Here is a 14,484-nt window from a genome sequence, read left to right as displayed (position 1 = left end):
TGGCACGATCGGCGTGCTAATCTGCCGCCATGACCGCCCACCCTCGCCCGCCTTTCCGCCGATGAGCCGCGACCTCAACGACACGCTGGTGTTCCTGCAAGTGGTTCGATCGGGCAGCTTCACCGCCGCTGCCACCGCCTTGCAAACCCCGAAAACCACCGTCAGCCGGCGCGTGCGCGAACTGGAGGCGCACCTCGGCGCGCACCTGTTGCACCGGACCACGCGCAAGCTGCGCCTCACCGAAGCGGGCACCGCCTACTTCGAGCATTGCCGCGCGATCGCCGGGCAGCTCGACGCGGCCGAGCACGCCGTGCAGCGCATTCGCGGCACGCCCGGCGGCTGGCTGCGCGTGACGCTGCCCTACTCGTTCGGCGCGACCTGGATCGCGCCGCTGATCGCCGGCTTCTGCACGCGCTACCCCGACGTGCGGCTCGACATCGTCGCCTCGCATATCCCGATCGACCTGTTCGGCGAGGACGTGGATGTCGCGCTGCGGCTCGGCGCGCTGCCCGATTCGAGCCTGGTGGCGCGGCGGCTCGGCACCTTCTCCACCGCCGTCTACGCCAGCCCCGCCTATGTCGAACGGCACGGCGCGCCGGCCACGCCGGACGAACTGCTGCAACACCCCGTGCTCGCCCTGCATCAGGCACGCAGCGACAGCGGCTACCTCTGGCCGCTGCGCAAGGCCGGCCGCAAGCCGGCGCGCTACGTCGTGGAGCCGGTGATCGTGGCCAGCGATCCGGCGCTGGTGCTCGACGCGGCGCGCGCCGGCCTGGGCCTGCTGCTGGCGATGGACGCCGGCATGGCGCCCGAGGTCGAAGCCGGGCGGCTGGTTCGCGTGCTGCCCGACTGGATCGGGCCGCCACAGGATTTCAACGCGCTGTTCCCGCGCGAGCGCGCGCCGTCGCCGAAGCTGCAGGCGTTCCTGCATTACCTGAAGACGCAGTTGCGCATCGGCGAAGCCGGGCCGGCCGATTAACGATGAGTTTCGACGGAATCGGTGAATGAAAATCACCGATTATCAATTCATGCCGAATTCGATTATTCGGCATGGGTCTAATTTTCTTTCAAAAATATTTCAATGCCGAAAACACGGTTATCCCGGTAAATCTGGCCGTATCATGACGCCCGCCATCCTGCGGCACATGACGTCATATCCCAATCAAATCAACCAGGATTCATTCCGAATGAAAAAGCTGCTCGTGTTGTCCGGCGCATGCCTGATCCTTTCGCAAAACAGTTTCGCCGAAACGTCCCCCGAATATGCGGCCTGCCGCGATCGCGCGGCCGGCAACGCGGTGCAGCTCGACCTGTGTGTCGAAAAGGAATTGGCGATTCAGGACACGCGCCTGAACAAGGTCTACGGGAAACTGGCCCATAAATACGGCAGCGATCAGGCCAAGCGCAAGGCGCTGAAGGCCGACGAACTGGCCTGGCTGAAAAACCGCGACGAGGAATGCCAGAGCGGCAACGGCGGCTCGACGCTGCCCGATTGCGAATTGCGCAAAACGGACGCGCGTGCGGATGAACTCGAGTCGCGCCTGGCGAATTGATGGTGCATGGGGCCGCTGCGAATCGCGATGAGAAACCACATGCCGATCCCGAACCCGGCGCGCCCCATTTGTGAAGCGAATCACGTCAAACCGCTTTTAAGGTAGCCGCGGCCACGTGGCCATCTCAATCGACTTGCGCCTTGGCGACCGTTTGCATCGCCGGCAGCCGGGCGCAGAACGTGGTCCCGCCTTCCAGGCTGGAGCGCACCTCCAGCGTTCCGCCATGCGCGATCGCGATCTGATGGCAAATGAACAGGCCCAAGCCCAGCCCGCCGCCGAGCTGACTGCCGGGTGACCGCCAGTACGGCTCGAACAGCCTCGGCAGCAGATGCTCCGGAATCGGATTGCCCCCATTGGTGACCGAGATCGACAGGATGTCCTGAACGTGGCTCACGTCGACACGGATCGGCTGATCCTGCGCGCCATGCGTCAACGCGTTGCCGAGCAGGTTCGACAGAAGCTGCTGCATTCGGCGCAGATCGACCTGCACAGAGGGCGCGACGGATATGTCGGACACGATCACGCGAGTGGGATTGGCCACGGTCAGCTCGTCGACCACCGCAAACAGATGCGTGTCGAGCAGCTCCACCGTCTCGATCGACATGGCGATGCCCGCACCGAACTGCCCCCGCGCGAAATCCATCATGTCGGCGATCAGGCCCGTCATCCGGCTCACGGTGCGTCGCAGGCGCTGGCCGGCCGCGACCACCTCGGGCTCCGACGGGCGCCGGACCAGCCACTCCGCCGTGGCGTTGACGGTGGACAGCGGGTTGCGAAGGTCGTGGCACAGCACCGCGATGAACTGCTCGCGCAAGCCCGCCGTCTCCTTCTCCTTCCTCAACATCGCGTCGGCCGACCACAGGCGCAGTTCGTTATCGAGTTGCATGCCGATCAGTTGGGCGAACACCTCGAACATGCGCACGATGCGCGGCTCCGATACCTTCGCCGGCCGCGAATCGATCGCACACAGGTTGCCGAAATAGCTGCCGTTCGGCAGCACGATAGGAATCGAAATATAGCTTTCCAGCCCGTATATCTGCCCGGTGTGATGGCCGCGATAGGTGGCGTCCTGGCTGAACTGGTCGATGACGATGGGCGCGTTGAGCGCGCGGGATTCGAAACACAGCGTGGTTTTCAGCTCGAGCTGGCCGCCCGGCTTCAGGCCGAAATCGACGTTGTCCAGCACCGCGCAAGCCGTCCAGGTAGCGTCGGTCACGCGCGCGACGGCCGCGAAGCCCATGCCCGTCTCGTCGCAGATCATTTGCAGGATGGAAGGCACCGCGCTGATGCGAGTCACGGCGCCGATATCGCGCGCAATCGATTCGTGCGAATCCGGCGACACCCCTGGTTCGTTTTTCATGCAACACCCCGCTGCGCCGTGTGCTCGGCAGCCCACCCGGGCCGCATCGTCTGGCGCGGTCGAAACCTCACGCCCACACGGGAGATTCGCGATTATAGCCTCGGGCCTGCGGCATTTCGCCGGAGGATCGCACGCCGCAGCGACAGGCCGATCCCTCGGCAAGGGGCCACACCAGCGCCTACCGCCCCGTTCGCCCGAAGCTCGCCCCCGCCGGTGCATCGGGCCGCGTGCCCGGATACGTCTTGCGCAGCTTCGCCACCTGCGCGGCCGTCACCGGCGCCCCGCTGTTGCCCCAACTCGTGCGCACGAACGTCGCGACCTCCGCCACTTCCTGATCCGACAGCCGCCAGCCGAACGGCGGCATCGTGAACGTCGACGGCGCGGTGTGCGTGCCGTTCAGCGCCGCGCCTTCCAGCACCACGTGAATCAGCGAAGCCGGATCGGTACCCTGCACCACCGGGTTGCCGCCGAGCGCCGGGAACACGCGCGTGTAGCCGCGGCCGTCGCTGCGATGGCAGGCCATGCAGTTGTCGACGTAGACAGCCGCGCCGGCCTTGCCCGCGTCGCCGGCGCGCAGCGCCTTGGCGGCCGCGTCGTCGTACGCGTACGGCGTCTCGCCGGTCGCGCGCGGCGGCAAGGTCTTCAGGTAACGCGCCATCGCGTTCAGGTCGGCATCGCTGAGGTACTGCATGCTGTGATCGACCACGTCGGTCATGCCGCCGAACGCCGCGGTGTGGGCGTTGCGGCCGCTCTTCAGGAACTGCACGATCTGCGGCTCGGACCACGTGCCGAGGCCGGTGCGTGGCTCGCCGCGCAGGCTGGTGGGCACCCAGCCGTCGATGGCCGCGCCGCCGGCCAGGAAATCGAGGCCGTCGGCATCGGTCAGCGCGCGCTCCTGCATGGTCGGCGCGCGCGGCGTGTGGCACGCGCCGCAATGGCCGAGGCCCTGCACGAGGTAGGCGCCACGCGCGAGCACGGCGTCGGGGTAGCGCGCGGCGTCGAACGGCTGCGGCGCAGGCGCGTACAGCTTGCGCCAGATGCCGAGCGGCCAGCGCATCGACAGCGGCCAGACGATATCCACGGGCCGGTTGGCCTGCTCGACCGGCGTCACGCCGTGCATGAAGTATGCGTACATCGCGCGCACGTCTTCGTCGGACAAGCGCGCGTACGACGGATACGGCATCGCCGGGTACAGCGTGTCGCCGTTCTTGCGCACGCCCGAACGCACGGCGCGATCGAAATCGGCCAGGCTCCAGCCGCCGATGCCGCTGGCGGGGTCCGGCGTGATGTTGGTCGAATAGATCGTGCCGATCGGCGTGGCGAACTTCAGGCCGCCCGCGAACGGCTTGCCGCCCGACGCGGTGTGGCAGGCAATGCAATCGCCGGCCCGCGCCAGATATTCACCGCGCTTGAGCAGGTCGGCGGCAGTGACGGAGGAAGCCGAGACCGAGGCTGAAATGGAAGCCGATGTCGATGCCGCAGCCGCAGCCGCAGCCGCAGCCGCAGCCGCAGCCGCAGCCGCAGCCGATGCCGAAGCCGAAGCCGATACCGCAGCCGTCGAAGCCGCAGCCCCGTCGGCCCACGCCTGAGCCGCCGGCCACGCCACAACCGCCACCACCCCGGCCATCGCCACCACCCCGGCCATCGCCATCACCACTGCCGCCGCCCGCGCCAAACGCGCGCCCTTCGAAAAGATGCTCTGCTTCATACGCTCACCAACGGGCCGGGGTTCTTCAGATACTGCGTGCGGATCGCGCGCGCCGACCAGTAGGCCAGCGCGGCCACCAGCCCGGTGGGGTTGTAGCCGATCCCCTGCGGAAACGCCGACGCGCCCATCACGAACACGTTGTGCACGTCCCAGCTCTGCAAATAGCGGTTCAGCACGCTGGTCTTCGGGTCGGTGCCCATCACCGCGCCGCCGACGAGGTGGGTGGTCTGGTACTGCCGCGCATCGAAGTGCTTGCCGAACTCGCGCGTCGACACGCCGATCGCCTTCGGCCCCATCGCCTCGGCGATCTTCTTCATCTGGCCGGTCACGTACTGCGCCATCTTGATGTCGTTGTCCTTCCAGTCGAACGTCATGCGCAGCAACGGCTGGCCGTACGAATCGCGGTAGGTCGGATCGAGATCGAGGAACACGTCGCGGTACGACATGTTCGAGCCGTGCGCGTCCATCGACACGGTATGCGCGTAGTTGTCCTTGACGGCCTTCTTCCACGCCGAGCCCCAAGCTGGCGTGCCGGCCGGCGTGGCGATGCCGCTGATCGGCTTGGTGCCGGCCTGGTTGACCCACAACGGCGACCCGCCGACGAAGCCGAGCGGCCCGTGGTCGAAGTTGTCGGCGTTGAAATCGTCGACGGCCACGCCGTTGCCGCCCGCGCCCACGAACGGGTTCGTCCAGGTGTCCTTGTCGAAGAACGCCTTGATGGTCGAGAGGTTCTGGTACGCGAAGTTGCGCCCCACCACGCCCTCGCCCGACACCGGGTCGTAGGGCTTGCCGATGCCCGACAGCAGCAGCAGATGCACGTTGTGATACTGGAACGCGGCCACGATCACGAGATCGGCCGGCTGGAACACCTCGCGGCCGGCCGGATCGACATAGGTCACGCCGGTGGCGCGTTTCTTGTCGCCGTCGAGTTCGACGCGCAACACATGGCACTTCGAACGCAGCTCGAACTTCGGCTCCTGCTTGAGCGCGGGCAGGATGTTCAGGTTCGGCGACGCCTTCGAATACATGTAGCAGGCGTAGCCGCTGCAATAGCCGCAGAAATTGCACGGCCCCATCTGCACGCCGTACGGGTTCGTGTACGGCCCCGACGTGTTGGCCGACGGCAGCCGGTACGGATGCAGCCCGATCGATCTGGCGGCGTCGGAGAAACGCTGCGCCGAGTAGGTATTCAGTTGCGCGGGCAACGGAAAGGGGTTGCTGCGGCTGGCCTCGAACACGTTGCCGTCGCCCACCACCTTGCCGTCCACGCGATAGGCCTGCCCCGAGGTGCCGAACACCTTCTCGGCGAAATCGAAATACGGTTCGAGTTCCTCGTAGCTGACGCCGTAATCCTGGATCGTCATGCCTTCGGGGATGAACCGCTTGCCGTAGCGCTCCTCGTAATGGCTGCGCAGGCGCAGCTCCTCGGGCGTGATCCGGAAATGCACGCCCGACCAGTGCAGCCCCGCGCCGCCCACGCCCTCGCCGGGCAGGAACGCCGCGAGCTGGCGATACGGCAGCGCGGTGTCGCCGGGCGCGTGGCGGATCGACACGGTCGTCTTCGACAGGTCGAGGAACAGCTTCTTGCGCACGCTGTAGGTCAGTTCGTCGAGCGTGTTCGGGTAAGCGCCGTCGGGGTACGTGTCGCGATATTCGCCGCGCTCCAGCGCCACCACCGACAGCCCCGCCTCGGTCAATTCCTTCGCGAGGATCGCGCCGGTCCAGCCGAAGCCCACCACCACGGCATCGACATGCGGTTTCTTCTCGGCCATCAGCCACGCTCCCCATTGATCGACAGCGGCGCGTACGGATAGGCCTTGCCGTCCTGATTGACGAAATCCATGAAATCCGCGCGCGCGCCGGGGAAGCCGATCATCTTCCACGCGGCCATCTCGCGGTTGCCGCCGTGCACCGGGTCGCAGAAATAGCCTTCGCGCGTGTTCTGCAGCAGTTGCCCGAAGAACGTCTTGGCCGGCACGTCGCCCAGCTCCACCTTGCCGGCTTCGAGCGCGCCGAGCACGCCGTCGCGCGTGGCCGCATCGAGGTCCGCGAACGGCTTGCCGTAGGCGGTGCGGCAATAGCGGTTCACCGCCGCGATGCCGAGCCGGTAGATGTCGCGCGGCACCAGCTTGAGCTGGTAGCCCAGTTCGGGCGCGCCTTCCTGGAACGGCCCCTGCATGTACCAGGTCGCGCCGTGCGCATACGGCGTATCCATCTGACGATCAATGAATTCGGGCGCACCGGCTTCGAGCGCGCCGGGGCCTTCGGCATCGGCGGGAATCAGGCGGTCGCAGGCGGCGCTCACGAACGCCCATTCGGCGGTATCGAAAAAGCGCGGCTTGTAGGGGCCGCTGGCGGCGGCCTGGGACGACGTCTGAGCAGAAGCCGCAGCGCTTGGCTGGCCGAGATCGCAGCCGGCCAGCGAAGCGGCCGGGACGAGCGCAATCGTCGTCTGCAGGAAACGGCGTCGCGAGCCCGGCTTGTCGGGAGGGGTGGTCATGATGGGGTCCGTTCGTGATGGGAGCGACGGGTGCGGGACGACAGGCGTCGAACGCCACGGCCCCGCCATCTCGAAAAATACGCGATACCGCAGCCGGATTTTTCGTTTCGACGCAATTTGGCGCTCGCAGTATAAATGGAACCGGTTCCATTGTGCGATATCCAGTCGCAACGGCTTATTGCATGATTGGCATCAATCGCGCGACGGGGTGCCGGGCGGCGTCAGACGGGACGGGAGAAGCGCTTGCGGTAGGCGCTTGGCGACACACCGACGAAGCGTTGGAAGCGCGCGCGGAACGTCACGGGGGAATCGAAACCGGTCGCGGCAGCGATCTGCTCGATCGACGCCGGCCCCGTTTCGAGCCATTCCTGCGCGCGGCGGATGCGCTGCCGCAGCAGCCACTGGATCGGCGTGGTGCCGGTCTGGTCGCGGAACCGGCGCGCGAACGTGCGCGGCGTCATGCAGGCCTGGGCGGCCAGCGTGGCGACGTCGAGCGGCTGGTCGAGGTGGGTCACCATCCAGTCGACCACGCCCGCCAGGCTGTCGCGCGGCGCCGGCGCCTGCTGGTGAATGAACTGCGCCTGGCCGCCGTCGCGATGCAGCGGCGCCACCGCCAGCCGCGCGGCGTGCGCGGCGATGGCCTGGCCGTGATGCCGGCGCACCAGGTGCAGGCACATGTCGAGGCCGGCCGACGCGCCGGCCGAAGTCACGATCGGGCCGTCGTCGACGAACAGCACGCCGGGGTCCACCGACACGGCGGGATAGCGGCGCGCCAGTTCCTCGGCGGCGGCCCAGTGCGTGGTGGCGCGTCGCCCGTCCAGCAGGCCCGCGGCGGCCAGCACGAACGCGCCCGTGCAGATCGAGGTCACCAGCGCGCCGCGCTCGCTCGCGGCCCGCAAGGCGCGCGTGACGGCGGCCGACTGCGGGCGCCGCGCGTTCTCGATGCCGGGCACCACCACCATGTCCGCGTCGGCCAGCGCCGCCAGCCCGAACGGCGCGCGAATCTCGAACGCGCCCGCGCTGACGCGCGCCGCCTCGCCCGCCACCCGCACGCGATAGGCGGGCGCGCCGCCGGCGTCGAGCACGCGGCCGAATACATCGCAGGGAATGCCGAGATCGGACGGGACGACGCCTTGCAGCGCCAGGATGACGACGGTTCGCATGACGGGCGGGGGCAATCGAGGAAAGGGAAAACGAACTTTATCAGCCGATGGCAGTAAACGATCTGATTTCGTCAATCCTGCCACTCTCGCCGGTGTCCGCGCGGGCGTTATAAATGCACTCCCGCCCCAACATCCGACCGCGAGACCGACATGCCCCCTCCTTCCCCCCTCGTCGCGTTGCGCCGCCTGCGCATCTCCTGCATTGCCGAGGCGATCACGCTGCTCCTGCTGCTCTGCGTGGCCGTGCCGCTCAAGCATCTGGCCGGCGCGAACTGGGCCGTGCATCTGATGGGGCCGGTGCACGGCCTCACGTTCCTCGTGCACGGCTGGCTCGCGCTGCGCACGGCGTCCGAAGCGAACTGGCGCGGCGCCGACACGGCCGCGCTGCTGGGGCTGGCGCTCGTGCCGTTCGGCGGCTTCGTCAATGCCGCGCGCCTGTCGCGCCGCATCGCCACGCAGCGAGCCGAGGCGGCCCGATGATGACGCTTGCGGTGCTGTATCCGTGGCTCAAGGCGCTGCACGTCGCGGCGGCGCTGATGTTCGTGGTAGGGGTGAGCGCGGGCGCGCTGTGCCTGTCGGCCGCACCGCACGCGGCGGGCGCGCAGGCGCTCGCCGCCGTGCTCGAACGCTGGGACCGCTACGTCACCACGCCCGCCATGTTGCTGGTGTGGGGCCTCGGCCTAGGGCTGGCGACGATGGGGCACTGGTTCGACAGCGGGCGCTGGCTGATCGTCAAACTCGTGTTGGTGGTGCTGCTGTCGGGCTTGCACGGCGTGCAGTCGGGGCGCTTGAGCGCGCTGCGGCGCAGTGCGGCGGCCCGGCCGTGGCGAGCCGCGCCGACCGTGGTGGTGCTGGTGGCAGGCATTGCGATACTGGCAGTCGTCAAGCCGTTTTGAAGAGACCGTCGCGCCGTCAGACGCTCACGACGCCACCAGGCATTGCGACACCGGCGGTCGCCAAGCCGTCTTGAAGGGACCATCGCGCCGCCAGACACTCACGACGCCAGCAAGAAACACGCGTCGTAAGCCGCCGACATATACCGCTTGACCGTCCGCTCGCTGATGCCCTGCCGCTCCGCGATCTCCGCGTACGTCAGCCCTTCGAGCTGCGACAACAGGAACGCGCCGCGCACCTTGGCCGGCAGCCGGTCGAGCATCGCGTCGATTTCGTGCAGCGTTTCGAGGATCAGGCAGCGCGCCTCGACCGACGGCGTCATCGCCTCGGGCATCAGCGCCAGCGCGTCGAACCAGGCGCGTTCGAGCGAGCGGCGGCGGTAGTGATTGAGCGCCAGCCGGCCGGCCACCGTCGTGAGGTAGGCGCGCGGCTCGCGCAGTTCGCGGGGGTCGAAATCGGCGCCGGCCCAAGCGGTCAGCACCCGCGCGAACGTGTCCTGGGCCAGGTCGGCGGCGTCCGACGCGTTGCCGAGCTTGCGGCGCAGCCAGCCCTGCAGCCACGCATGATGGTCGTGATACAACGCGCTCACTTCACGTTGCACGTCGGATCGAACAGCGGACATCGAAACAACCCCTTTTTGCGACAAACACTTCGATTCGATTTCGAAGTGAAGATAAGAATGATTCGCATTTTATAGAATCATCGGCGTTGCGCAATCGATCGATGCAGGGCGACATGGCCGTGATCAACCCGGTTAATGCGTTTGCTCGACTGGTCATACCAGTATGAACAAATGAAACCTCCCCGTTCGAACGCATCCGCTCGACGCGTCACGCTGCGTTTCGGGCCGTCATTTGCCACCGAAGGCCCATGCCACGCCCGCTTTCGGCGCTTTCCGGCCGCCTCGCACCCGAATGACGCACGCGCTCCGCTCGAAAACGGTGCATCGCCCTCCCCCATCGCCGTCGAAGCTGGTTAGACCAGCCTGCCGTCGCATGGCCCGGCTCTTGCTAAATGAAAGCGGGGGCCGGCCGACGGCCCGACCGACTGACGACAACACCTACAGAGAACTCGCGATGGACTTTCGATCGAACCGTACCGCCTCCCGCCGCGCCTGGCTCGCCGCGCTGCTCGCCGCTCCCGCCCTGCTGGTGCTCGGCGCGCCCGCCGCCCAGGCCGATGCGCTCGACACAATCGCCAAGAGCGGCGAGTTGCGCGTGGCGGTGCCGGAAGACTATCCGCCGTTCGGTTCGGTCGGCACCGACATGCAGCCGCAAGGCTATGACATCGACACGGCCGCCCTGCTGGCCAAGTCGCTCGGCGTGAAGCTCAAGCTGGTGCCGGTCAACAGCGCGAACCGCATTCCGTACCTGACGACCAACAAGGTCGATCTGGTGATCTCGTCGCTCGGCAAGACGCCCGACCGCGAGAAGGTGATCGATTTCTCCACCGCCTACGGCCCGTACTTCCAGGGCGTGTTCGGCCCGGCCGACATCAAGGTCGCCGGCCCCGCCGACCTGACCGGCAAGACCGTCGGCGCGACGCGCGGCGCGCTGGAGGAAATCGCCCTGACGCAGATGGCGCCGAACGCCACCATCAAGCGCTTCGAGGACAACAACGCCACCATCCAGGCGTTCCTGTCCGGCCAGGTGCAACTGATCGCGGCGGGCAATATCGTGGCCGCGGCGATCCTCGCCAAGAACCCGCCGCGCCGTCCCGAAACCAAGTTCGTGATCAAGAACTCGCCGTGCTTCGTGGGCCTGAACAAGAACGAACCGCGCCTGCTCGCCAAGGTCGATGCCGCGCTCGCCCAGGCCAAGAAGGACGGCGCGCTCGACGCGATCTCGAAGAAGTGGCTGGGCCAGCCGCTGCCGGCCGGCCTGTAACGTGTAACGGCGCGCACCGCGCGCCTGCCCGCTTCCGGCCTCGTGCCCCCGCCGCCGCGCCGCTTTCAGCCGCGGCGGCGGGTGCGCCGCCGACCGACTCCTTCCACCGATCCGCATTCGAGATGACCTACCAGCTTCAGTTCGGCGAGCTTGCCGAGTACGCGGGCATGTTCGCGAGCGGCGCCGCCACCACGCTCGCGCTGACAGCCGTGTCGACCGTGCTCGGCCTGAGCCTCGGCGTGCTCGGCGCGGCCGCGCACGACACCCGCGCGCCGGGCCTCGCCTGGCTGCGCGGCGCGACCGGCGCCTACGTCGAGGCAATCCGCAACACGCCGTTCCTGGTGCAACTGTTCTTCGTGTTCTTCGGCCTGCCCGCGCTCGGCATCCATATCGGCGAGGTCACGGCCGCCGTGCTGGCGATGACGCTGAACCTCGGCGCCTATTCGGTGGAAATCGTGCGCGCCGGCATGGCCGCCGTGCCGCGCGGCCATCACGAGGCGGCCGCCGCGCTGGCGATGTCGCGCGCCCAGGCGTTCCGCCACGTGGTGCTGCCGCAGGCGTTCGCCAAGGTGTTCCCGGCGCTGACGAGCCAGATCGTCATCACCATGCTCGGCTCGGCGGTGGTCTCGCAGATCTCGGTGACCGACCTGACCTACGCGGCCAGCTATATCCAGTCGCGCAACTTCCGGGCGTTCGAAACCTACTTCGTGATCACGCTCGGCTATCTGGCGATGGCGCTGGTGCTGCGCTTCGCGCTGAACACCGCCGGCCGCCGCCTGTTCGCGCGCCGCGCCACGGGAGGCGCGCGATGATCGAATTCACGTTTGGCCAGATCCTCGCCAACCTGCTGCTGGCCGCGCGCTGGACGGTGGTGCTGTCGCTGGTGTCGTTCGCGCTGGGCGGCGCGGTGGCGCTGGTGCTGCTCGCGATGCGCGTGTCGAACAACGCGCTGCTGCGCGGCATCGTCAAGGTCTATATCGAGGTGTTCCAGGGCACGCCGCTGCTGATGCAGTTGTTCGTGGTGTTCTTCGGCCTGCCGCTGCTCGGCCTCGACGTGCCGCCGTGGGTGGCCGCCACGCTCGGCCTGACGTTCTTCACCAGCGCCTACCTGGCCGAGATCTGGCGCGGCTGCGTGGAAGCGGTGCCGCGCGGGCAATGGGAAGCGTCGTCGAGCCTGGCGATGAGCTATCTCGAACAATTGCGCCACGTGATCCTGCCGCAGGCGGCGCGCATCGCCATCGGGCCGACCGTCGGCTTCGGCGTGCAGGCGATCAAGGACACCGCGCTGGTGTCCATCATCGGCTTCACCGAATTGACCAAGGCCGGCCAGGTGATCTCGAACGCGACGTTCCAGCCGTTTCTCGTCTATGGCCTGGTCGCCCTCATCTACTTCGCGCTCTGCTATCCGCTGACCCGCTGGGCGCGCTCGCTGCAAAGGAAATGGCATGCCGCTCGTTGAAACCCGCGCCCTCGAAAAGAACTTCGGCCAGAACCACGTGCTGAAAGGCATCGACTTCAGCGTCGAGCCCGGCCAGGTGGTGACCATCATCGGCCGCAGCGGCTCGGGCAAGAGCACGTTCCTGCGCACGCTGAACGGGCTGGAGAGCATCGACGCCGGCTCGATCACGATCGACGGCACCACCGTGGATGCACGACGCGGCGACCTGCGCGCGCTGCGCCTGAAGGTGGGCATGGTGTTCCAGCAATACAACCTGTTCCCGCACCTAAGCGCCGGGCAGAACGTGATGCTGGCGCAGACGGTGGTCAAGCAGACCAACAAGCATCAGGCGCGGGCCATCGCCGAGCTGATGCTCGAACGCGTGGGATTGGGCGAAAAGTTCGATGCGTTTCCCGAGCAACTGTCGGGCGGGCAGCAGCAGCGCGTGGCGATCGCGCGGGCGCTGGCGATGAAGCCGGCCGTGCTGCTGTGCGACGAGATCACCTCGGCGCTCGATCCGGAACTCGTGGCGGAAGTGCTCGGCGTGGTCGAGCAACTCGCCAAGGAAGACATGACGCTGATCATGGTCACGCACGAGATGCGCTTCGCGCGCGCGGTCAGCGATCAGGTGGTGTTCATGCACCAGGGCCGCGTGTGGGAAAGCGGGCCGCCGGAGCAGATCTTCGAGGCGCCGCAGACGATCGAACTGCAACGGTTCATCCAGCAGTAAGGCGCACCCTGCGCCTGTTGTAAGCGGCATGCGGCTGCGCCTTGCGGCGCAGCATCGCCGCGCGCTCGCAGCCGTGCGTGCCGCCGCGCCGAACCTCGGCACGCGGCTTGTGCGGCGCGTCAGCGCCGATCGTTACGGCCCCTCGCGCTCGTGATCGCCGGTAACACGCTTCGCGGGAACGGCCGCGTTCCCGAGCGAGTCCATGTCAACGTAACGAACGCAGCGCGCGTGCCGCCCCGCTGTCGCACCGACAGCGCAGGCAAGGCCACGCCGACGCACCCCGCCGCGTTCGGCTCGCCGCCGTATCGATGCCGGCTCGCTGCTCCATGTTTCACGCCGCCCGTCATCATGGCTTCACGTCACTACGGCATGTCCGATGTCCCGCGCCGCCGCGCGGTTGCCCTGCCTTCGGAGTCCACCATGTTGAGCCCCCATGAACTCGCCACCCTGATGCTGATTCACGGCGCACCGGACGGCATCGATCCGGGCCGCGTCGAGATCGATGCCCTGCTCGCCCATCGCCTGGTTTCGGTCGAACCGCACGCGGACGGCGTCGCGCGCCCGGCCCTGACGGCCACCGGCCGCTCGGTGCTGGCCGCCGCCGGGCGGCTTGCGTCGAGCGCACCGGATGGGCGCGACTACGTGTGAGAGGGTTGGATGGCGCAGCGGGTCGTTTCGGCGAATTCGGCCGACATGCGCCGGGTTCGCTGCGCTGGCGGTTTCGCTGCGTTGGCGCGCGTGCGGTTGAAACTTCAGTTGAAACGATCGTCGCGCCGTTGAGGCACCGGCCGTTCGACGGCCACTGCATCGCCATGCCCGCGTGCGCGCCCATGCGGGCCTGAGCGCCGCCGCCACGTACCGACCCCGCATTTCCGGGCGCGACAAATCGCCCCACTTCTCGCGACGAACGCCCACGGCGCCGTCGCGGCTGCCTCACAAACGACGCAAAACCGTGCGCACTGGTTTACCATCGCGCGATGCCGTCGTCCTCTCCCTTCCGCCGCCGTCTGACCGCCTGGCTCGGCCTGCTTGCCGTCTGGCTGCTGGTCCTGATGCCGCTCGCCAGCCAGCTGGAGGAGGCCGCTGCCGCGCAGCGGCCGGACGCGCCGATCTGCGCCGCGGCGCAGCATCCGGGCCGGCCGGGGCAACCGCACGACGCGCTGTCCGCCTGCGGCTACTGCACGCTCGCGGCCTCGCATGTCTACGCGCCGCCCGGCGCCGCAACGGCCGCCGCGTTGTTCCAGCGCCGCGT

16 protein-coding genes are annotated in these 14,484 nt (G+C 67.9%); 10 read left to right on the top strand and 6 right to left on the bottom strand.

Going from position 1 to position 14,484, the window contains the following annotated elements:
* Positions 1-61: 61 nt before the first annotated feature.
* Together ACYP33_RS22585 and ACYP33_RS22580 are read left to right on the top strand one after the other, a co-directional pair.
* Positions 62-979 carry a LysR family transcriptional regulator gene (locus ACYP33_RS22585; protein ID WP_459624002.1) on the top strand — a complete coding sequence of 306 codons (918 nt, stop codon included), beginning with the start codon at positions 62-64 and terminating at the stop codon, positions 977-979.
* Positions 980-1,004: 25 nt separating this feature from the next.
* Positions 1,005-1,553: a lysozyme inhibitor LprI family protein gene (locus ACYP33_RS22580; RefSeq protein WP_459624001.1), complete on the top strand. Its 549-nt coding sequence runs from the start codon at positions 1,005-1,007 to the stop codon at positions 1,551-1,553.
* Between the two features lie 124 nt (positions 1,554-1,677).
* Here ACYP33_RS22580 and ACYP33_RS22575 read toward each other — a convergent pair whose 3' ends face one another.
* From ACYP33_RS22575 to ACYP33_RS22555, 5 genes are all read right to left on the bottom strand, one after another.
* Positions 1,678-3,132, bottom strand: a complete 1,455-nt coding sequence (locus tag ACYP33_RS22575; RefSeq protein WP_459624000.1) for a sensor histidine kinase — start codon at positions 3,130-3,132, stop codon at positions 1,678-1,680.
* Complete coding sequence (locus ACYP33_RS22570) at positions 3,092-4,540, bottom strand: c-type cytochrome (protein ID WP_459624074.1); 1,449 nt, start codon at positions 4,538-4,540, stop codon at positions 3,092-3,094. The genes ACYP33_RS22575 and ACYP33_RS22570 overlap by 41 nt, the downstream gene beginning before the upstream one ends.
* A gap of 77 nt (positions 4,541-4,617) precedes the next feature.
* The gene (locus ACYP33_RS22565) at positions 4,618-6,396 is read right to left on the bottom strand and encodes a GMC family oxidoreductase (protein WP_414441961.1); all 1,779 of its coding nucleotides are present in this window, start codon (positions 6,394-6,396) and stop codon (positions 4,618-4,620) included.
* On the bottom strand, positions 6,393-7,121 hold the full coding sequence (locus ACYP33_RS22560) for a gluconate 2-dehydrogenase subunit 3 family protein (RefSeq protein WP_459623999.1): 729 nt from the start codon (positions 7,119-7,121) through the stop codon (positions 6,393-6,395). Before ACYP33_RS22560 ends, ACYP33_RS22565 begins: the two co-directional genes overlap by 4 nt.
* Before the next feature lie 221 nt (positions 7,122-7,342).
* On the bottom strand, positions 7,343-8,284 hold the full coding sequence (locus ACYP33_RS22555; protein ID WP_459623998.1) for a GlxA family transcriptional regulator: 942 nt from the start codon (positions 8,282-8,284) through the stop codon (positions 7,343-7,345).
* Positions 8,285-8,434: 150 nt separating this feature from the next.
* Between ACYP33_RS22555 and ACYP33_RS22550 the strand changes: the two genes are divergently transcribed.
* Together ACYP33_RS22550 and ACYP33_RS22545 are read left to right on the top strand one after the other, a co-directional pair.
* Complete coding sequence (locus ACYP33_RS22550; protein ID WP_459623997.1) at positions 8,435-8,764, top strand: DUF3817 domain-containing protein; 330 nt, start codon at positions 8,435-8,437, stop codon at positions 8,762-8,764.
* A complete protein-coding gene (locus ACYP33_RS22545; RefSeq protein ID WP_459623996.1) occupies positions 8,761-9,180 on the top strand; it encodes a CopD family protein in 420 nt (139 codons plus the stop codon). Before ACYP33_RS22550 ends, ACYP33_RS22545 begins: the two co-directional genes overlap by 4 nt.
* A gap of 98 nt (positions 9,181-9,278) precedes the next feature.
* Here the strand turns inward: ACYP33_RS22545 and ACYP33_RS22540 are convergent, their stop codons facing one another.
* Positions 9,279-9,800 carry a sigma-70 family RNA polymerase sigma factor gene (locus ACYP33_RS22540; RefSeq protein WP_414441431.1) on the bottom strand — a complete coding sequence of 174 codons (522 nt, stop codon included), beginning with the start codon at positions 9,798-9,800 and terminating at the stop codon, positions 9,279-9,281.
* A gap of 454 nt (positions 9,801-10,254) precedes the next feature.
* On the opposite strand from ACYP33_RS22540, the gene ACYP33_RS22535 reads away from it, so the two are divergent.
* The 6 genes from ACYP33_RS22535 to ACYP33_RS22510 form a co-directional block, all read left to right on the top strand.
* Positions 10,255-11,064 carry a transporter substrate-binding domain-containing protein gene (locus ACYP33_RS22535; RefSeq protein ID WP_459623995.1) on the top strand — a complete coding sequence of 270 codons (810 nt, stop codon included), beginning with the start codon at positions 10,255-10,257 and terminating at the stop codon, positions 11,062-11,064.
* 122 nt (positions 11,065-11,186) lie between these two features.
* The gene (locus ACYP33_RS22530; protein ID WP_459623994.1) at positions 11,187-11,876 is read left to right on the top strand and encodes an amino acid ABC transporter permease; all 690 of its coding nucleotides are present in this window, start codon (positions 11,187-11,189) and stop codon (positions 11,874-11,876) included.
* Entirely contained in the window at positions 11,873-12,523 is a 651-nt protein-coding gene (locus ACYP33_RS22525) for an amino acid ABC transporter permease (protein ID WP_414441428.1), read from the top strand. The genes ACYP33_RS22530 and ACYP33_RS22525 overlap by 4 nt, the downstream gene beginning before the upstream one ends.
* The gene (locus tag ACYP33_RS22520) at positions 12,510-13,232 is read left to right on the top strand and encodes an amino acid ABC transporter ATP-binding protein (RefSeq protein WP_414441427.1); all 723 of its coding nucleotides are present in this window, start codon (positions 12,510-12,512) and stop codon (positions 13,230-13,232) included. The genes ACYP33_RS22525 and ACYP33_RS22520 overlap by 14 nt, the downstream gene beginning before the upstream one ends.
* Before the next feature lie 420 nt (positions 13,233-13,652).
* Positions 13,653-13,880 carry a hypothetical protein gene (locus ACYP33_RS22515; protein ID WP_414441426.1) on the top strand — a complete coding sequence of 76 codons (228 nt, stop codon included), beginning with the start codon at positions 13,653-13,655 and terminating at the stop codon, positions 13,878-13,880.
* Between the two features lie 329 nt (positions 13,881-14,209).
* On the top strand, positions 14,210-14,484 hold a 275-nt coding region (locus tag ACYP33_RS22510), incomplete at its 3' end, for a DUF2946 family protein (RefSeq protein WP_459623993.1).

Source organism: Burkholderia sp. 3C (assembly GCF_054589155.1).
The sequence above is the reverse complement of the archived record's forward strand: the minus strand, read 5'-3'. Positions and strand labels throughout refer to the sequence as shown.